Consider the following 18,290-nt stretch of genomic DNA (forward strand, 5'->3'; position numbering starts at 1 on the left):
CCGTGGTGTTCGGCGTCGTCGCGCTGGTGCTGTCGTTGCTGCTGGCCCTGTACAACCACATCCTCGGAGACAGAGCCGCAGGTGCGTGCCCCCGCCACGGCGGTACACGCCGGGGGTGAGGTCGCGCAGCAGCACCCGGGCGACGCCGGCGGCGATGCCGATGCGCCCCCACGGCGAGACGAACAGCAGCCAGCCGGCCAGCACCCACCACCAGGACACGGCAGGAGCCCACGGGAAGGAGACGAGGTTGTTCAGCGTGGCGATGCCGATGATCCAGCGCATGCCGCCCACGGTGAGCAGCGGCACCATGAGCGCCGCCTGCGCCAGGGCGGCGCGGCGCGGCACCGGTGCGACCGTACGGGCCACCGCCGCCACCTCGGGCGTGTCCATCGCGGAAAGGCGCGCCGCGAGCGCCCCCAGCGTGGGGTTCTCGTAGACGTCGTTGACCGAGGCACCCGGGTACCGGGTGCGCAGGGCCGACACCAGCCGGGCCACGGCGAGGCTCGTGCCGCCCTGGGCGAAGAAGTCGGCGTCACGGTCGCCGGTGTCCGCCCCGAGGATCTCCGACCACTGCCGCGCCACCCAGCCCTCGGTGCCCGACAGCCCGGCCGTGGACGCCGAGCCGGGGTCCGCGGCGCCGGTCAGCGGCCAGGGGAGGGCGTCGCGGTCGATCTTCCCGGACGTGCGCGTCGGCAGGGCGTCCACGAGCGCGATCCTCGGGACCAGCGCGGCGGGAAGCGCCTCGGCCAGCCGGTCGCGGGCGGTCGCCTGGTCGAAGTCCTCGCCGGGCACGACGTAGCCGACGAGGAGCTGGTGCCCCGAGGCGGTCGTGCGGACCGCCGCGGCGGCTCCGGCCACCCCCGGAAGCGCCTGGATCGCGGCGTCGACCTCTCCGAGCTCGATGCGCCGCCCGCCGAGCTTGATCTGCTCGTCGGCCCTGCCGGCGAAGACCAGGCCCTGCGGCTCAGCCCTCACCAGGTCGCCGCTGCGGTAGGCGCGCTCCCAGCCGAGGGACGGCAGCGGGGCGTACTTCTCGCGGTCCTTCTCGGGGTCGAGGTACCGGGCCAGGCCGACCCCGCCGATGACAAGCTGGCCCGTCTCGCCCATGGCGACGGGCTCGCCGTCCTCGTTCACGACGGCGAGGTCCCAGCCGTCGAGGGGCAGGCCGATGCGGATCCGTCCCTGGCCGGGCAGCGGGGCCGCGCACGCCACGACGGTGGCCTCGGTCGGGCCGTAGGTGTTCCACACCTCGCGTCCCGGCACGGCCAGCCGCTCGGCCAGCTCGGGCGGGCACGCCTCCCCGCCGAAGATCAGCAGGCGCACGTCGTCCAGGGTCTCGACCGGCCACAACGCGGCCAGCGTCGGCACGGTCGACACGATGGTGATGCCCCTGTCGGTCAGCCAGGGGCCGAGGTCCATGCCGGTACGTACGAGCGCGCGGGGCGCGGCGACCAGGCAGGCGCCGTGCCGCCACGCGAGCCACATCTCCTCGCAGGAGGCGTCGAACGCCACCGACAGGCCCGCCAGGACGCGGTCCCCGGGGCCGATCGGCTCCTCCGGCAGGAACAGGCGGGCCTCGGCGTCCACGAAGGCCGCCGCGCTGCGATGGGTCACGGCCACGCCCTTCGGCCGGCCGGTCGACCCGGACGTGAAGATGATCCACGCGTCGTCGTCCAGGCCCGGAGGCCCCGGGCGTCCCGAGCCGGCCGGGGAGGAGCCGCGCGGGGTGATCGAGCGTCCCTCGCCGACGACCGCGCGGACGCCCGCCTCGGAAAGGACCAGCTCGGCCCGCTCCTCGGGATCGTCTGCGTCGACCGGGACGTACGCCGCGCCGGCGGCCAGGACGCCGAGGATGGCGACGTAGAGGTCGACCGTGCCCGAGGGCACCCGGACTCCGACGCGGTCGCCGGGGCCCACCCCCGCCCGCCGGAGCCGCCCGGCCAGCAGCTCCGTCTCGGCGCTCAGGCCCTCGTAGTCGAGGCTGGTCACCCCGTCGTCGAGCGCGGGCTCGCGGGGGTGCAGGCGGGTGGTCGCGGCGAGGATGTCCAGCAGCGTCCGGGGCGCCGCGGCCGCGTCTCCCGACAGGAACACGGCGGGCGCCGGGCGATCGGCCGTGGCCTCGCGGCCGGGCGAGCGGAGGTCGCGGCCGTACGTGCCCTCGGGCTCCTCGCCGGTTGTGGGGCCGGTCGTGGGGCCGGTCGTGGGGCCGGTCGTGGGGTAGGTCGTGGGGCCGGTCGTCTCGTCGGTGGCGTCGTGTGGCGGACGGCCCGGCTCGGTCTCGGTCGCGGATGGACGCACGTTCTCTCCCCTGAATGCCCGGACGTTGGTCTGGGTCTTCGTCGTGGCCCCAGGAGATCGCGGGATCACCATGCTCCGGTTCCGAAACGGCCCGACGTCATGCCGTGGGCATCGTAAGATCCTAACTCTCGACGTGTTACGGCCTATTCCTGGTTACTTTCCGTACATCTGCGCGTCGCCTCCGGGTCACCCCTCCGGTGGTCACTCGCCACGACGCGCGCGGGCACGGCGCTTGCCCTCGTGCATCGCCTGGACGCGGGCCACCGGGATCGTGTGCCCCTCCTCGACCAGGTCGTCCGGCAGCCGCTGGGGCGCGGGCATCTGCTCGGCCCAGGGATCGCCGTCGCCCAGCAGCCCCGCCGCGGTGCGGACGGTGAAGTCGGCGGGTGTGACCCGGTCGAGGTCGTCCCAGGTGACCGGGAAGGACACCGGCGTGTCCGGACGGATGCGCGGGCTGTAGGCGGCCACCACCGTCGCCCCGCCGGCCCGTGTGGAGTCGAGGAACACCTTGCCCTCGCGGTCCTCGCGGATGAAGGCCGTGGTGGCGATCGACGGGTCGACGCGCTCGGCGCGGGCGGCCAGGGCGCGGGTGGCCGCGGCCAGGTCCTCGGGCGCGATCCCCTCCTCCACGGGCACGAAGACGTGCAGGCCCTTGGCCCCGCTGGTCTTCACCGCGCCCGCCAGCCCGGCGTCGTCCAGGGCCTGGCGGACCAGGCGCGCGGCCCCGACGGCCAGCGGGAACGCGTTCTCCTCCGGCGGGTCGAGATCGAGCACGAGGTGGGTGGGGTGCTCCCCCCGGAACAGCGCCGGGTGGTACTCCACCGCCCGCTGGTTGGCGAACCACAGCAGGGTGCGGCGGTCGTCGCACAGCGCGTAGGACACCTCCCGGTGCGAGGCCTCCGCCCACACCGAGATCGTGCGCACCCACGAGGGGGTGTACTTGGGCACGTTCTTCTGCATGAACGCCGGCTGCCCCGGCCGTATGCGCATCACCGACAGCGCCCGGTCGCGCAGCACCGGGATGATGCGGTCGCGAACCGCGTCCAGGTAGTCGACCAGATCCCTCTTCGTCGCGTTCGCACCGTCGAACAGCGGCTGGCCGAGATTGGTCAGCGGCACTCCGTCCCGCGTCTCATCGCTGGTCACCCGCCCCACGATGCCCACCCGCGGGCGTGGGGTCAACAACGGCCCTGCCCGCCACACGTGCGAAACGATCACCGGGGAACGGCCGGGAAATGCAGAATCCCCAGGCCGATGACCTGGGGATCTGATGGTGGGCGATACTGGGATTGAACCAGTGGCCTCTACCGTGTCAAGGTAGCGCTCTCCCACTGAGCTAATCGCCCGTGCAAAACAGAGGTGGAGACGGGATTTGAACCCGTGTACGCGGCTTTGCAGGCCGCTGCCTCGCCTCTCGGCCACTCCACCGGGCTATGCCTCGTCTCCGCAAGGCATCTCCGAGCGGACGACGGGATTCGAACCCGCGACCCTCACCTTGGCAAGGTGATGCTCTACCAGCTGAGCCACGTCCGCATGATCGGCCGTGAACTCCCGGCCTCACGCAGAGAACTCTAGCGAATCCCGGCCAAGTCCCCAAACCGAGGGCCGCCGGCCCGCTCGGCGTACCAGGTGATCGCGGCCACGCGCCGCGGCGTCCGGCCGGGATCGCGAGGAGGATCCCACGCCGCCTCGCCGGTCTGGGGGACGGGGATCGCCTGGTCATAGGGCATGCTTCGACGCCGGTCCAAGCGTCCTTGGGTTAGCGTCGAAGCATGGTTGCGCACCACGTCGCGAGCGACGCCGACATCGCCCCGGTCGCGTCCTTGATCGCCGACCCCACGCGGGCCGCCGTGCTCACCGCGCTGCTGGACGGCCGCGCCCTGGCGGCGGGGGAGCTGGCGAGGCTGGCCGGGGTCAGCCCGGCCACCGCGAGCGCCCACCTGTCCCGGCTGCTGGCCGGCGGGCTGGTGACCGTGGTGAGCCAGGGCCGCCACCGCTACTACCGGCTGTCCGGCCCCGAGGTGGCCGAGATCCTCGAAGTGCTGGCACGGGTGAGCCCCCGACCGGCCGTACGGTCCCTGCGCCAGTCCCGCCAGGCGCGGCTGCTGGAGGAGGCGCGCACCTGCTACGACCACCTGGCGGGCCGCGCCGGGGTCGGGCTGCTCGCCGCGCTGGTCGAGGCCGGGCACCTGGTCGGCGAGGACGCCTACGAGGTCACGGCGGCGGGGGAGCAGGCCCTGGCGGAGCTGGGCGTCGACCTCGCCGGGGCGCGCGCGTCCCGGCGCGGCTTCGCGCCCGCCTGCCTCGACTGGACCGAGCGCCGGCCCCACCTCGGGGGAGCCCTCGGTGCCGCGATCACCCGCTCGCTCCTCGAACGCGACTGGTACCGGCACGGGCCGGTCAGGCGCGCGCTGGAGCTGACGGACCTCGGCAGGAAGGGGCTGGCCGCGATGTTCCCCTGTAAGGGGCTAACATCCAATACGCCAGTTACCTAAGCGAGAGAGTGACACCATGCGCGACATCGAGGTCGTGAACGTCGGTCCGGAACCACTGAGCTTCGGCGACGTCGTCAAGGTCGCCCGGCACGGTGCCGCCGTACGCCTCACCGACGAGGCGGTCACGGCCATGGCCCGCGCCCGCGCCCGTGTGGAGGAGCTCGCCGCGAGCCCCACCCCGGCCTACGGCGTCTCCACCGGGTTCGGCGCCCTCGCCACCCGCCACATCGACCCCGACCTCCGTGCCCAGCTACAGCGCTCCCTCGTACGGTCGCACGCCGCCGGGTCAGGCCCCGAGGTCGAGACCGAGGTCGTCCGCGCGATGATGCTCCTGCGCCTGCACACCCTGGCCACCGGGCACACCGGGGTGCGGCCCTCCACCGCCCAGGTCCTCGCGGGGCTGCTCAGCGCCGGGATCACCCCGGTCGTCCACGAGTACGGCAGCCTCGGCTGCTCCGGCGACCTCGCGCCGCTGTCCCACGTCGCCCTCGCCCTGATGGGGGAGGGGCCGGTGCGCGACCGCGACGGCGAGCTGAAGACCGCCCGCGAGGCGATGAAGCCGGCGGGCCTTGAGCCGGTCGAGCTGGCCGCCAAGGAGGGCCTCGCCCTGATCAACGGCACCGACGGCATGCTGGGGATGCTCATCCTGGCCCTGGACGACCTCGGGGCGCTGCTCAAGACCGCCGACGTCAGCGCCGCCATGAGCGTGGAGGCCCTGCTCGGCACCGACCGGGTGTTCGCCCCCGAGCTGCAGGCCCTGCGTCCCCATCCGGGCCAGGCGGCCTCCGCGGGGAACCTGCGGGCGCTGCTGCGCGACTCGGGGATCATGGCCTCCCACCGGGACGACTCGTGCACCCGCGTCCAGGACGCCTACTCGCTGCGCTGCGCGCCCCAGGTGGCCGGGGCCGCCCGTGACACCGCCGCCCACGCCGCCACCGTGGCGGGCTGGGAGCTGGCCTCGGCCGTCGACAACCCCGTGGTCCTCGACGACGGCCGCGTGGAGTCCAACGGCAACTTCCACGGCGCGCCGGTCGGCTACGTGCTCGACTTCCTGGCGATCGCCGTGGCCGACGTCGCCTCGATGGCCGAACGACGCACCGACCGGATGCTGGACGTCGCCCGTAGCCACGGCCTGCCCGCGTTCCTCGCCGACGACCCGGGTGTCGACTCCGGGCACATGATCGCGCAGTACACGCAGGCGGCGATCGTCTCAGAGCTGAAGCGCCTCGCCGTGCCGGCCAGCGTCGACTCCATCCCCAGCTCGGCGATGCAGGAGGACCACGTCTCCATGGGCTGGTCGGCCGCGCGCAAGCTCCGCCGCTCGCTGGACGGGCTCACGCGCGTGCTCGCCATCGAGGTCCTGACCGCCGCCCGCGCCATCGAGCTCCGCCGGCCCCACCGCCCCGCCCCCGCGACCGGCGCCGTGGTCGACGCCCTGCGCCAGGAGGTACCCGGGCCAGGCCCCGACCGCTTCCTCGCCCCCGAGATCGAGTCCGTCGTCCGCCTGGTGGCCAACGGCACCGTCCTGTCATCCGCCGAGTCCGTCACCGGCCCCCTCGCCTGAGCAGCCTCTGCAGCCTCTGAGCGGCGTCTGAGCAGCGTCTGAGTGCGGCCCCGGCGGTTCCGAAGGCGGGCGGCCGGGCGTCGTGCCCGCCGAAGATCAGGAGCCGGGTCGCTCGGGCGGCTCGGGCCGTTCAGGGCCCGCGATCTCCTCGTCATCCCTCAGCTTGCTCGCCTCGTGCTTGAAGATGCGGAGCGACTGCCCGACCGACCTGGCGGCGTCGGGCAGTCTCCTCGCACCGAAGAGCATCACGAATACCGCGGCGACGATAAGCCAGTGCCACGGGCTCAGTTCCCCCATGCCGAATCTCCTTGCTGAGCGCCTATCACACCAGCGTAGAACCTCGGTGACCAGCTGTGATCCCGGGTACCCTCCATTCGGAGGGGAACGCCGCAAACCTCGCCGGACACCCCGAGCACGTCGTGGCGCGCGCGAGAGGTCGGTCTCCGGCCCGCCGCCGGCGGCGCTGCCCCGTGCGGCGCCGCTGCCCTCGGCCGAGACGCTCCTCGGCCTCCTCCGGCGAGAAAAGGTGTCAATTGCGGTCGCGTAGCAGGCCGTGCCTCATGGCGAGGACGACGGCCTGCGTGCGGTTGGGGCAATTCAGTTTCAGCAGGATATTTCCGACCAGGCGTTTCGCGCCGTGCAGGGAAACGGAAAGGCGCTGCGCGATCTCCTTGTTGCTCAGCCCGTCCGCGAGCAGCTCAAGGGCGTCCTGTTCTCTCGGCGTCAGCTCGGCGAAACGCGGATGGGAGGTTTTCAGAATGCGTATCGCGGAGTCGAACACCTGCGAGACGATTTCCGTCGGCATCGGCGTCTCGCTGCGTGAAACGCGTATCAGGGCGTCTTCCAGCCGACGCTTGGTCAGGTCGCGCTGCAGGATGAAGCCGTCCGGCCTGAGGGACACCAGTTTCTCGGGGTCCTTCGCGCTGACGTCGTCCACGAAGGCCAGCACCCGTATGTTCGCCGCCCGCGCGGCCGGCACGACGCGCATGGCCGTGGCCCATTCGGCATAGGAGATGATGACGATGTCGAGCGAGCCCAGCCCGTTGCCACCCGAGTATGCGGACTGTTTCGCGATCTCCCGTACGGTTCGCACCGTCATTATGTCGTGCAGGGCCACCTTGAGGCCATAACGGAGGATTTCGTTCTCACAAACTATTCCAACGTCAAGCTTCCTGCTTATTCGATCGTCGATCTTTGTTCTACTTGGTTGTTCCACTCAATCCCCCGTATGTTGGGCGGGCCAAGTACTTATAGATGGATTATGGGACATGTGGTGTAGATGTGCAATAACCAGTCTCAAGTGTCTCTGTTAGTACACGACATCCGTCCCACATGTCCCATAACGGAATTTACGGACAGTCAGGAAGAAGTCGCCGAACCGCCGCCCCGTGCCGCCGGACGCCCGAAGCCGGGGTCGCGGAGCGACCGCAGGCCCCCGGCCGCCGCTCCCGCCGCGATCGCCACGTTGATCAGGAAGTGGATGCCGGCGAATCGCCCGAGGAACCGCGGCCCCCGCCTGCGGAGGACGAAGCGGTAGAGACCGGGGTTGGAGCAGGCGAACACCGCGGCCGGCAGCAGGGGCAGCGCCGCCAGCTTCCGCGAGACGAGGAACGCCGGGAGGGTGGCCACGGTGAGCGAGGCCATGGCGACGCCGAGGGTGCTGTTGGGCCGCAGCGCGCCCGGCCGGTTCCTGTGCGCGGCCACGAACGGGATCATGAGCTGTGACCTGCGGTACTGCTCGGAGAGCAGGTCGGGCAGCCGGTCCTCGTCGTCGTGGTAGACCACCACCTTGTCGCTGAGGCCGATGCGGTACTTCGCCGACAGCCGCTCGCTGTACTCGACGTCCTCGAAGTCGCGCAGGGACTCGTCGAACGGCCCGACGTCCTCGAAGACCGACCGGTGCATCGCCGCGGCCTGGAAGTAGACCGTCACGGTGGGTCCCGCCGCGCGCATGCGGGCGAAGTGGGCGAGCATCGTCATGACCCACTCGACCGGCCCGTCGTCGATCATCGGTTCGGGCGCGATGATCCCGTGTACGCAGTCGTAGCCGGCCTCGTCCCGCAGCGCCCTGACCGCCTGCTCGATGGCGTCGGACGCCAGCGCCTGGTCGGAGTCCATGAAGAACAGGATGTCGCCGGTGCTGGCGGCCACCCCCGCGTTGCGGGCCGCGGAGACCCCGCGGTTGCGCGGCGCCCGTACGAGCCGGCACGGGAACCGCTCGGCGATCTCGGGGGAGCCGTCGGTGCTGGCGTCGTCGGAGACGATCACCTCGTACGGGGGCAGGGTCTGGGCGAACACCGATTCCAGGCAGGCCTCCAGGGTCTTCGCGTAGTTGTAGTTCGGGATGATGACCGAAACCCTGGGCGCGTTGACGGAAGCTTCCATGAGGCACCTTTCAACGAACAATTTCTACGGGTCGAGCGGGCGGTCAGGCGATCTTCTTCTGGGCGTTTCCTGGAATCCCCGGTTTCGCGCCCAGGGACTGGAACAGGTCCTCGTAGGCGTCGAGGCAGGCCTGGAGCCCGAACTTCGCACGGGCGTCGCGCGCGCCCGTCGCCCGGCGTTCCACGGGCAGGTCACGCAGTTCCTGGATCGCCTGGAATATCGCGGCCGGGTCCCTGGGCGGTATCACGCGGCCGAATCCGGTGGCCGTCACCGGGACCCGGCCGCCGGGGATGTCGGTGGTGACCGAGGGGATTCCCGCCATCATCGCCTCCGCCTGGACGATGCCGAAGGACTCGGATATCGACGGGAGGGCGAACACGTCGATCGAGGCGTAGAAGTCCCTCATCTGCCGCCCGTTCAGCAGCCCGAGAAGCCGGACGCGCGGGTCGTCGCCGATGGCCCGCCTGACGCTCTCGATGTCGCTGCCGCCGGCGACGTCGATGTAGTCACCGGCGAGGAGGAGACGGGCGTCCTGATCGGGCAGGCGGCGGAACGCCCGCACCAGGTACGCGAGGCCCTTCTCCGCGGCGATGCGCCCGGCGAACCCCACATGCAGGCCGGGCCCCTCCCGGTAGGAGGGGCTGCCCCCCGTGCGGTCCTGGCAGGGGGCCGGGATCGCGTGGACCCGGGAGCGGCGCATGGTGGGCCACAGGCGCGAGTGCCGGGCCTGGTCGTCGCTGTTCACCACCACCGCGGCCGACCGCCGCATCGCCATCCGCGCCGAGGTGTCCACGGCCCCGATCACCGCCGGGCTCACCAGGGACGGCCTCAGCCACAGGTCGATGTGGTAGGTGGTGACCACAGGGGTGGGCGCGCAGAGCCGGGCGATGGGACCCGCCTCCAGCATGGGGATGTGCAGGTTGGCGACGCTGGACGCGCGGGCCACCTGCCCCGCGACGAACGGCAGCGACAGGCTCACCGGCCCCCGGCTGATCGTCGTGACGACGGGGCAGCGGAAGATCTCGACGCCGTTGCGGCGCTCCCGCCGGGGAAGGGACCGCTTGTGCTGGGAGGCCACCACGGCCACCCGCCACCCCCGCCCGGCGAGCCCCTCGGCGATCTCCCGCGCCGAGTCGGTCAGGCCGCTGACGTAGGGGGAGTAGTAGTTGAGGATGACTGCGAGGTCGAAATCCGCCATCGAGGTTCATCTCCTTGGTTGCCGTCAGGGCGTATGCGTAGGTGGGCGACGAGCAGCGCGGCTCCCGCCACGGCGATCTCGGTGACGGTGCAGAGCAGCCGGCTGGCCAGAACGACGCTGCCCGCCGCCGGAAGGGGGAGCACCCCGGTCAGGGCCGCCAGCAGGATCGCCTCGCGGACGCCGAGGCCGTCGGGCACCAGCACCATGAGGTAGCCGATGACGGCGGCGCCCGCGAAGGCGCCCACGCAGGCCAGGAGCGACGGGAGCGGCGGGGCGCCCATCGCGATGGCCAGGAACCACACGTGCGTGCTCGACACCAGCCACGACAGCGTCTGCATGGTGATCGCCCGGCGCACGCTCCCGTCGGGCGCCCTGGTCACCGGTTCCGGCCGCCGGAGCAGCCGCGCGGCCACTCCGATGAGGCGGTGGGCGAGACCGGGGCGGGCGAAGAAGACCACGACCGGCAGGGCGGCCAGCGCCATCCAGACGCTGTTCCCGCCGAACACGCTCGGCGCCGCGAGCAGCCCGGTCATCAGGCCCGTCAGGGACGCGACGGCGATGTTCAGCACGTAGAGCGCCGCCATCTGCGCCGGGGTGATCCCCACGGTCCTGCCCATGCGCATGTTCGCCAGCAGCGTCCACACCCGGCCTGGCACGAACTTCGCCAGGAAGCCCACGAAGAAGACGCGGGCACCCTCCCACACCCCTGCCCGGGAGCCGAAACCGACCACCAGCGCCCGCCACGAGAGCATCCCGAACCACAGCCCCACGGCGTTGGTGACGATCGCGGCGCCGATCAGCAGGAGCGCGCGCGGCTCGGCCAGGGTGGCGAGCAGTGCCCAGTCCTGGTCCTTCAGCGTCAGGACCACGAACGCGGCGACCGTCAGCACCGCGACCGCGGTGAGCGCCGCGCGCAGCCTCGCGATCATCGGCGCACCGAGACGGACAGGGACTGGGCGAGGTGGTCGGACATCCCATTGGACGGGGTGAAGTGGTAGCCGGTGACGTCGAGACCTCCTTGGGAGAGCACCCAGTCGAGCCGCCACAGCCGCGGCATGCCCTCCGTCGGCCAGCTCAGGGGCAGGGGGGACGGGCCGGCCGGGTTGTGGCACCGCGACCGTTCGCACAGCCTGCGCACGTCAGCCATCAGCGACGTCGAGTTGAAGTCACCGGCGATGACCGCGGGGTTCCCGTTGGCCGACAACTCCGCGCTCAGCGTCCGCAGTTCTGCTTCCCTGCGGTGGTACTGGTCGTGGACCACCCGGTAGAAGGCAGGTGAGAACGGGCTCAGGCGGATGTCCACCTGGACCGCGAGATGCACGTTGTAGAAGGACACCAGGTCGCCCCCGACGCGGACGTCGGTGCGCAGCGCCTTGGTGGTGTAGTAGTCGCGCCAGCCGGTGCCCGCCGGCGGCGCGCTCCCGTCGGCGGTGGACATCAGGGCCGAGGCGTCCACGGGACGCGAGGCGGCTATCGGAAAGCGGGAGATGGTGACCAGCTCGCCGGCCGCCGCGACGTGGTAACCGGGGAACTCCCGCCTGATCCGCCGCAGGTCGTCGATCCTGATCGGGTCGTCGGAGAAGTAGAGGTACTCCTGCAGCAGGTACACGTCGGCACGCTGCGCGCGCAGGTAGGAGTAGAAGGCCGCCGGATCCTCCCCCTGGTGCCAGTAGCCGGTGTTCCAGGAGAAGACCTTCACCGCCCCGGGGGCGGCGCCGGCCGCCCCCGGGAGACCGAGCCCCGACAGCGGCACGCCCAGTACGAGCGTGGCCGCCAGCACCACCGCGAGCGGCAGCCGCACCGCGCGGGCCGCCAGCGGGGTGAGGGCGAGAAGCAGGACCGGGACGACGAGCACGACCACAGGCGGGGCGAGCTCGACCACGAGCCACAGCCACCACCGCCCGCTCACCAGGGCGTGGACGAGAAGGAGCGCCGCCCACGCCAGGGCCGCGGTGACCAGGAGCCGGGTGCCGAGACACCAGCGCGCCGGTGGGACCGCCCGCCGCGACGTCGGCTGCTCGGCGACCGTGGTCACGAGAGCCCCCCGAGGCCGCCGACGCCCAGCAGGACGGCCAGCAGGCCCGCGCTCAGCAGGGCGGTGCTCACGATCACCCGGTCGCGCAGCAGCGCGCGCACCGGATCGCCGTCCACCCCCTGGAGGGTCAGGATCCGCAGGTAGCGGAAGAGGCCGAACAGGCTCAGCGGCACGAGCAGGAGCGTCGCCAGGTTGTCGGGAGCGGCCGAGGAGGCGTCACCGCCCAGGAAGAGCAGGAACGAGACCGCGGCCAGTCCCGCGCTGAGCGTGAGCATCTGGTCGACCAGCGCGGCGGAGTAGCCCGCCAGCGCCGGGCGGTGCGCCGACCCCGCGTCGTCGATCTCCCTGCGTCGCTTGCCGAGGATCAGGGTGAGACACAGGAAGAAGACGCAGAGCAGCGGCCAGACCGACGGAGCCGCGCCGACAGCCTGGTACCCGGCGACGACGCGCGCCTCGAACCCGAGCACCACGACGAACAGGTCGACCACCGGCACGTGCTTGAGCCAGACGCTGTAGAGCACGTTCAACGCCAGGTACCCGGCGACGGGCCACGCCAGGCCCGGTGACACCACGGCCAGCAGCACGACGAGCAGCGCCGCCAGCGCGCAGCCGGCGCCGGCCGCCAGCGCCACCGAGACGCGCCCGGCCGCGATCGGGCGGTGGCGCTTGACCGGATGCCTGCGGTCGCGGTCGCGGTCGGCGATGTCGTTGCCGACGTAGACGACCGACGAGGCCAGGATGAAGATCAGCACGGCCCCCGCCAGGCGGGCGAGCGAGGGCGGGTTCCAGGCCGCCGGATGCACCAGGGGCAGGGGGACCACCAGCAGGTTCTTCACCCACTGGTGGGGCCGGAGCAGGACGAGCAGGTCACGTGCCGGCCTCCGGTGCTCTCGCGCCGGACGGACCGTCACGGGCGGCAGATCCAGGGGAGTGCTTGACATACCTCACCTCCGGCGACCGTCAGAAGAAGACTTTGGACATCGCGAGCACGCCCTGGCGCCACGGCTCGCGGCTGGTGCGCCCGGTGCCCCGGGCCGCCGGCTCGGCCCGGTGCCGCCGCCACCAGTCGTACGTGCGCAGGATCGCCTCCTGGTTGGAAAGCCGGGGGGTGAACCCGAGCCGGTCCTGCGCCTTGCCGATGCTCACGTAGGAGTCGGCGAGCAGCTTGTACAGGAGCCTTCCGTACACCGGCGAGAGCTTGAAGCGTTCGAGCATCCTCAACACCCCCACCGCCGCGTGGGCCGGGACCGACACCACGCGCCTGCCCCGGCCGGCGGCGTCGAGGACGGACTGGAAGTCCTCCCTGATGGTCCCGAAACGGGCAGCGCCCAGGTTGTAGGTGTCGTTGGCGACCTCGTCGGGGGCGGCGAGGACGGTGGTGACGGCGTCGACGAGGTCCTCCAGGCCGAGCATCTGGATGCGCACGTCGCCCCGGCCGAGGACGGGGAAGTTGCGCCCTTCCTCGGCCCACTCGAAGAGCATCGAGAACAGCCCCATGCGACCGGGGCCGAGGAACGTCTTGGGACGCAGGACGCTCACGCACATCCCGTCGGCCCGGTACTTCTCGGCGAGCTCCTCCGCCTCGGCCTTGGCCGCGCTGTAGGTGTCGACGGGCTCGCGGGGATGGTCCTCGGTCGTCGGCACCCGCTTCGGCAGGCCGTACACCGCGGTCGAGGAGATGTGCACGACCCGCCGGACGCCCGTGTCGCGGGCCGCGCGCAGGACGGCCGTGGTGCCGCCGACGATGATCGAGCGGATCTGGTCGGCGGGGTAGCTCGGGAGCGCAGCCGCGCAGTGCACCACCATGTCGGCGCCGGCGAAGGCCTCCTTGACCGCCGGCACGTCGCGGATGTCGGCCCTGCGCGGCGTGAGGCCGGGCTCGGGGGCGATCTCCCGCAGGTCGAGCCCGCACACCTCGGCGCCGTCGGCGAGCAGGCGGGCCACGAGGCTGGAGCCGAGGATCCCGGCGGCCCCGGTCACCACGACACGGGAGGGCGGGGAGGGGTTCACCATAGCGAGCTCACCTTCTCCTTGAGGAAACGGCTCAGGAGCCGGGGGATGCCCTGCGCGAGCGTCGCGTCCAGGGCCGCGAGGAAGCGCTCCATCTCTTCCGGCTCGGCCACCAGAGGGGGGCCGACGACCAGGGGGCTGCGCCCGTTGAGCGTGTAGTAGGCGTAGATGTCGTGCTCGCGGTAGAGCGTGTCGATCACCGAGCAGGCGACCAGCTTCGTGCGCAGAAGCGGGTCCTTCAGGGGCGGCAGCCTCCCGGCCAGGTCGAGCACCTTGGGCCCGCCGGACAGGAACAGGCCCCACAGGGCGCCGGCGCCGCACACCTCCGCGACCTGGTCGGGGTATTTCACGCGGATGCGGTCGAGACCGGGACGGAGTACGTCCTCAAGCGCGCGCGCACGTGCCGGGTAGTCGTCCTCCACGGCGATGTTGACGGCCTCGATGGCGGTCGCCGCCTCCTCGCCGAAGCCGTAGTACGTGGTGCTCGTGCTCTGGATGAGGGCGTCGGCCATGTTGTCGTACGCCTTGCGGAATATCGGCTCGCGGGCGATGAACGCGGAGATCGAGGACTTTCCGCCGCCGAAGGACTTGGACGTCGTCAGCACGTCGGGAACGAGGTCCGGGTAGCGCATGAAATAGAAGAGGCTGCCGGTCTTTCCCCACCCGGTGTAGATCTCGTCGAAGATCAGCACGATCTTCTCGGCGGTGCACAGCTCCCGTACCCCGCGCAGGAACTCCTCCGAGCACCACCTCATCGTCGAGGCGCTGAACGGCTCGATGAGCAGGGCGTACACGTCGCCGCGATGGGCGCGCAGCGCCGAACGGACCGAGTCCAGGTCGTCGTAGGCGAAGCTCGCGATGCCCGGGATGGTGGGGAAGGAGAAGCGGTTCTGCGAGCTTCCGGTCAGGCCGCCCGAGCCCAGCAGCTTGCCGTGGAAGCTGATGTCCGAACGCAGGACCGTGCCGCGCCGGCCACGGTGGTACTTGTAGGCCAGTTTGACGGCTCCCTCGACCGCCTCGGCGCCCGAGTTCGGGAAGAACGACATGGTGAGGTCGCCGGGGAGCACCTGGGCGAGGTTGTGGCCCAGCGCGGCGAGATAGGGGGAGAAGTAGGTCTTGTGGACCTCCATCCGGCGGTCCTGCTGGAACTTCGTCCGGGCCGCGAGGATGCGCGGGTGGTTGTGCCCGTGGTTGAGGACCCCGACGCCGCCGGTGAGGTCCAGGACGCGGCGGCCGTCCTTCATGTACAGGTAGGCGCCCTCGGCGTGTTCGACCAGCTCACGGCCGAAGCCGAACGAGGTCATCAGCGAGACCTGGCTGCGGTTGACATACTGGCGGTACATCTCGTGGATCTGGTCGACGTCCAGATCCTCGGCCTGCTTCAGGGAAAGAAGCTCCTGCATCTGATTCCCTTCATCACGATGGCGAGCGCCGGGCATGGGTGAGAAACCCCCGGCGTGCGTGGGTGCGTGCGTGGTCATGCGGTACGTGCCGTACGTGGGCATGGGGATACGCGGTGCGAGGCGTGGCGGAACGTCCACCCGCGGCCGCGTGGGGTGACCTGGTGACGAGGCGGGCCCACGGCTGTGCGCCCGCGGCGGCGGCGTGCGCCCCCCGTCATACGTCGTTTCCCGCCGGGGGCATGATGGGCCGGCCGGTCCATCAGGACGACCGGTGCCGCCTCCCGGCCGGGGTCATCGCGTGGTCCGGTGGTGCCTTGTCGCGTGGAGCGGTACCGCGTCGCCGCTCACCGCGCGGAACGGTGCCGCTTCACCGCTCACCGCTCACCGCTTACCGCTTACCGATTCACTGCTTACCGATTCACCGTGCGGACCGGTGACAGGCCGATCGGCCGTCGATCATCAAGACCACCCTCCCGTTAATGCGTCAGCCTTGCGTCCGGAGTTCCGGATTCCATTTATTCCGGTCCCCTGTGCCGGTGGATCGTGGCGACTCCGCGGAACCGCGAATCGTCAACGTCTGAAGCATGACCGACGGCGGATCAGTGCGGGAGGTTCCAACGCTCGCTCTAAGGAGGTAGCCATTCGGCGCGCCCCGGCGGTCACCGCGCCGGCCGCCGCGGTCTGCGGCGGCCGGCGGGGGACGCGCCCATCAGGACTACGGCCCATGGCGTGCCCATCAGGACGTACGAGTCAGGGCATGCGGGTCGAATCGTGCGGTCAGGCGGTCTCGTCGAGGCGCCGCCGCTGCTCGGAGGAAAGGGTGAACGCCACTCCGGTGACGGCCTCGCTCAGCTGCCCGGCATCGCTGACCCCGACGATCGGCGTCACCGAGGGGCTTCCCCCGGTCAGCCAGGCCAGCACCACCTGGTTGCGGGTGATCCCCAGCTCGGCGGCGACCTCGGCGAGCACGGCCAGCCGCCGGGTGGTGCCCGGATGGTCGTAGGCCTCGATCAGCGGGCGGTCCTCACGGACGTAGGCGCCGTTCAGGAGCGCGGTGTAGGCCCACAGGGCCATTCGCGGATCGGAGGCCACGTAGTCGAGGACATCCTCGCCGACCCAGCCGAAGCGGTGGTTCTGGTCGGGCACCGGCGCGTCGGGACGCGGTTTGACGTAGGAGTGGCGCAGCTGGAGCGCCGTGTATCCCTCCCACCCGTTCGACTCGGCGATCCGCCGGGCGCGCTCCACCCGCCAGACGGGATGGTTGGACGCGCCAAGACGCCCGACCAGCCCCGCCTCCACCAGCTCGGCCAGCGCGCCCGCCGTGTCCTCCAGCTGCGCCGACCTGTCCTCCATGTGCGTCCAGTAGAGGTCGACGCGGTCGGTGCCGAGACGCCGCATGCTGCCTTCCAGCGCCGCCTTGATCGCCGGACCCGACAGGCCCTCACGGTTGGCGGGCCACTCGCCGTCCCCTCCCGGTTCCGCGCCGACCTTCGTGCTGATGTACAGCTTGTCGCGGAGTCCGGGACGGCGTGCCAGCCATCTGCCGATCACCTCTTCGCTCTGCCCGCCGAAGCCGCTCGGGTCGGCCCAGAACGAATAGCAGTTCGCGGTGTCGATCATCGTCCCGCCCTCCGCCACGAACCGGTCAAGCAGGTCGAACGACGTTCGCTCGTCAAGTCGGGTGCCGAAGTACATCGCTCCCAGGGCGAGGTTCACCTGTGCCACGGCATGCTCCTTGGTCGGGAATCGGAATGAAAAGCCGAGTCTGACATCCGGGGCGAGCTCGATGTCAAGACCATCTGGCGATCTTGGTCGGCCGGTCGGGCGCGGGGAGGCCTGTGGCGCGAGGCGGGTTCCGGGGCGCGGGAGAATGGAAGGGTGTATTTCGCCCATGTCGGAGGCCGATTGGCCACCGGACTGCGTGACGTGACCACCGATCTCGGAGCCCTCGACGGCGCAGGCTGGTGGGCCGTCGTGGTGACCTACGAGGGCAAGGTCACCTGTGCCCGGTTCGACGAGGTACGGCCGGCGCCCCTTCCCCGGGCCCGCGGGCCCTGGCCCGCCTCGCTGCGCTGGACCAGCTCGCTCGACCAGCGGGGGTACGAGGACGGCGTCCGGCGCATCCGCGACTACATCGGGCAGGGCGAGGTCTACCAGGCCAACCTGTGCCGGGTCCTCACGGCCGAGATCCCGCTCGACGCCGACCCGCTGGTGCTGGCCGGGCGGCTGGAGCGGGGCAATCCCGCGCCGTACGCCGCCACCGTGCGCGTGCCGGGCCTGACGGTCGTCTCCGCCTCGCCGGAGCTGTACCTGTCCCGCGCCGGGGACGTCGTCGAGTCCGGGCCGATCAAGGGTACGGGCGTGACCAGGGACGACCTGCTCGAAAAGGACTACGCGGAGAACGTGATGATCGTCGACCTGGTGCGGAACGATCTCGGCAGGGTTGCCGAGGTCGGCTCGGTCACGGTTCCGGCCCTGTGCGCGGTGGAGGAGTACCCGGGCCTGGTACACCTGGTGTCGACCGTTCGGGCCACGCTGGAGCGTGGACTCGGGTGGCCCGAGCTCTTCTCGGCGACCTTCCCGCCCGGCTCGGTGACCGGTGCGCCCAAGTCCTCGGCGCTGCGTATCATCAATGAGCTCGAACCTGAGCCCCGGGGGCCGTACTGTGGGGCAGTGGGCTGGGTCGACGCCGACAGGCGCGAGGCCGCGCTGGCCGTGGGCATCCGCACGTTCTGGATCGAGCGTGACCTCATCCACTTCGGCACGGGAGCCGGCATCACGTGGGGCTCCGATCCGGGGCGCGAGTGGCGCGAGACCGAGTTGAAGGCGTCCCGGCTCATCGCGCTCGCGTCCGGGAGTGCCTGACGGCCGTCCCGGCTCGCCTCCGGGAGGGCACGGTCGG

At 71.4% G+C, this 18,290-nt stretch carries 15 protein-coding genes and 3 tRNA genes; 3 read left to right on the plus strand and 15 right to left on the minus strand.

Annotated features, from left to right (window positions below; translation table 11 throughout):
• The 5 genes from AB0B89_RS15005 to AB0B89_RS15025 all read right to left on the minus strand — a co-directional run.
• Nucleotides 1-2,298: amino acid adenylation domain-containing protein (locus AB0B89_RS15005; protein ID WP_358552526.1), on the minus strand; the 2,298-nt coding region annotated here is incomplete at its 3' end.
• 201 nt (nucleotides 2,299-2,499) lie between these two features.
• The gene (locus tag AB0B89_RS15010; protein ID WP_358552528.1) at nucleotides 2,500-3,444 is read right to left on the minus strand and encodes an ATP-dependent DNA ligase; all 945 of its coding nucleotides are present in this window, start codon (nucleotides 3,442-3,444) and stop codon (nucleotides 2,500-2,502) included.
• Between the two features lie 125 nt (nucleotides 3,445-3,569).
• Nucleotides 3,570-3,644 (minus strand) — tRNA-Val (locus AB0B89_RS15015).
• A gap of 11 nt (nucleotides 3,645-3,655) precedes the next feature.
• Nucleotides 3,656-3,726, minus strand: a tRNA-Cys gene (locus AB0B89_RS15020).
• Nucleotides 3,727-3,758: 32 nt separating this feature from the next.
• Nucleotides 3,759-3,831, minus strand: a tRNA-Gly gene (locus tag AB0B89_RS15025).
• A 239-nt stretch (nucleotides 3,832-4,070) separates the two neighbouring features.
• On the opposite strand from AB0B89_RS15025, the gene AB0B89_RS15030 reads away from it, so the two are divergent.
• Together AB0B89_RS15030 and hutH are read left to right on the plus strand one after the other, a co-directional pair.
• Nucleotides 4,071-4,793, plus strand: a complete 723-nt coding sequence (locus AB0B89_RS15030) for a metalloregulator ArsR/SmtB family transcription factor (RefSeq protein ID WP_358552530.1) — start codon at nucleotides 4,071-4,073, stop codon at nucleotides 4,791-4,793.
• A gap of 16 nt (nucleotides 4,794-4,809) precedes the next feature.
• Nucleotides 4,810-6,357, plus strand: coding sequence for a histidine ammonia-lyase (gene hutH / locus AB0B89_RS15035; RefSeq protein WP_358552532.1), 1,548 nt, complete (start codon nucleotides 4,810-4,812; stop codon nucleotides 6,355-6,357).
• A gap of 96 nt (nucleotides 6,358-6,453) precedes the next feature.
• Here hutH and tatA read toward each other — a convergent pair whose 3' ends face one another.
• The 10 genes from tatA to AB0B89_RS15085 all read right to left on the minus strand — a co-directional run bounded on the left by tatA (nucleotide 6,454) and on the right by AB0B89_RS15085 (nucleotide 17,113).
• Nucleotides 6,454-6,654 carry a Sec-independent protein translocase subunit TatA gene (tatA, locus tag AB0B89_RS15040; RefSeq protein ID WP_358552534.1) on the minus strand — a complete coding sequence of 67 codons (201 nt, stop codon included), beginning with the start codon at nucleotides 6,652-6,654 and terminating at the stop codon, nucleotides 6,454-6,456.
• A gap of 232 nt (nucleotides 6,655-6,886) precedes the next feature.
• Entirely contained in the window at nucleotides 6,887-7,474 is a 588-nt protein-coding gene (locus AB0B89_RS15045) for a response regulator transcription factor (protein WP_358552536.1), read from the minus strand.
• A gap of 242 nt (nucleotides 7,475-7,716) precedes the next feature.
• On the minus strand, nucleotides 7,717-8,742 hold the full coding sequence (locus AB0B89_RS15050) for a glycosyltransferase family 2 protein (RefSeq protein ID WP_358552538.1): 1,026 nt from the start codon (nucleotides 8,740-8,742) through the stop codon (nucleotides 7,717-7,719).
• Between the two features lie 43 nt (nucleotides 8,743-8,785).
• Nucleotides 8,786-9,940 carry a glycosyltransferase family 4 protein gene (locus tag AB0B89_RS15055; RefSeq protein WP_358552540.1) on the minus strand — a complete coding sequence of 385 codons (1,155 nt, stop codon included), beginning with the start codon at nucleotides 9,938-9,940 and terminating at the stop codon, nucleotides 8,786-8,788.
• Nucleotides 9,880-10,869, minus strand: a complete 990-nt coding sequence (locus AB0B89_RS15060; RefSeq protein ID WP_358552542.1) for a lysylphosphatidylglycerol synthase domain-containing protein — start codon at nucleotides 10,867-10,869, stop codon at nucleotides 9,880-9,882. Before AB0B89_RS15060 ends, AB0B89_RS15055 begins: the two co-directional genes overlap by 61 nt.
• The gene (locus tag AB0B89_RS15065; RefSeq protein WP_358552544.1) at nucleotides 10,866-11,975 is read right to left on the minus strand and encodes an endonuclease/exonuclease/phosphatase family protein; all 1,110 of its coding nucleotides are present in this window, start codon (nucleotides 11,973-11,975) and stop codon (nucleotides 10,866-10,868) included. The genes AB0B89_RS15060 and AB0B89_RS15065 overlap by 4 nt, the downstream gene beginning before the upstream one ends.
• A complete protein-coding gene (locus AB0B89_RS15070; RefSeq protein WP_358552546.1) occupies nucleotides 11,972-12,916 on the minus strand; it encodes a UbiA prenyltransferase family protein in 945 nt (314 codons plus the stop codon). The genes AB0B89_RS15065 and AB0B89_RS15070 overlap by 4 nt, the downstream gene beginning before the upstream one ends.
• Nucleotides 12,917-12,935: 19 nt before the next feature.
• Nucleotides 12,936-13,988 carry an NAD-dependent epimerase/dehydratase family protein gene (locus tag AB0B89_RS15075; RefSeq protein WP_358552548.1) on the minus strand — a complete coding sequence of 351 codons (1,053 nt, stop codon included), beginning with the start codon at nucleotides 13,986-13,988 and terminating at the stop codon, nucleotides 12,936-12,938.
• Complete coding sequence (locus AB0B89_RS15080) at nucleotides 13,982-15,388, minus strand: aminotransferase class III-fold pyridoxal phosphate-dependent enzyme (RefSeq protein WP_358552550.1); 1,407 nt, start codon at nucleotides 15,386-15,388, stop codon at nucleotides 13,982-13,984. The genes AB0B89_RS15075 and AB0B89_RS15080 overlap by 7 nt, the downstream gene beginning before the upstream one ends.
• A 777-nt stretch (nucleotides 15,389-16,165) precedes the next feature.
• Nucleotides 16,166-17,113, minus strand: a complete 948-nt coding sequence (locus AB0B89_RS15085) for an aldo/keto reductase (RefSeq protein ID WP_358552552.1) — start codon at nucleotides 17,111-17,113, stop codon at nucleotides 16,166-16,168.
• A 201-nt stretch (nucleotides 17,114-17,314) separates the two neighbouring features.
• Here AB0B89_RS15085 and AB0B89_RS15090 point away from each other — a divergent pair, with 201 nt between their 5' ends.
• The gene (locus AB0B89_RS15090; protein ID WP_358552554.1) at nucleotides 17,315-18,253 is read left to right on the plus strand and encodes a chorismate-binding protein; all 939 of its coding nucleotides are present in this window, start codon (nucleotides 17,315-17,317) and stop codon (nucleotides 18,251-18,253) included.
• Nucleotides 18,254-18,290 lie beyond the last annotated feature (37 nt).

This window comes from Sphaerisporangium sp. NPDC049002, assembly GCF_040649355.1.
Lineage (GTDB): Bacteria > Actinomycetota > Actinomycetes > Streptosporangiales > Streptosporangiaceae > Sphaerisporangium.

Coding starts and splice junctions, on each gene's coding strand:
- AB0B89_RS15030 (WP_358552530.1), top strand. CDS start 4,071: ATGGTTGCGCACCACGTCGCGAGCGACGCCGACATCGCCCCGGTCGCG.
- hutH (WP_358552532.1), top strand. CDS start 4,810: ATGCGCGACATCGAGGTCGTGAACGTCGGTCCGGAACCACTGAGCTTC.
- tatA (WP_358552534.1), bottom strand. CDS start 6,654: ATGGGGGAACTGAGCCCGTGGCACTGGCTTATCGTCGCCGCGGTATTC.
- AB0B89_RS15050 (WP_358552538.1), bottom strand. CDS start 8,742: ATGGAAGCTTCCGTCAACGCGCCCAGGGTTTCGGTCATCATCCCGAAC.
- AB0B89_RS15055 (WP_358552540.1), bottom strand. CDS start 9,940: ATGGCGGATTTCGACCTCGCAGTCATCCTCAACTACTACTCCCCCTAC.
- AB0B89_RS15060 (WP_358552542.1), bottom strand. CDS start 10,869: ATGATCGCGAGGCTGCGCGCGGCGCTCACCGCGGTCGCGGTGCTGACG.
- AB0B89_RS15070 (WP_358552546.1), bottom strand. CDS start 12,916: ATGTCAAGCACTCCCCTGGATCTGCCGCCCGTGACGGTCCGTCCGGCG.
- AB0B89_RS15075 (WP_358552548.1), bottom strand. CDS start 13,988: ATGGTGAACCCCTCCCCGCCCTCCCGTGTCGTGGTGACCGGGGCCGCC.
- AB0B89_RS15080 (WP_358552550.1), bottom strand. CDS start 15,388: ATGCAGGAGCTTCTTTCCCTGAAGCAGGCCGAGGATCTGGACGTCGAC.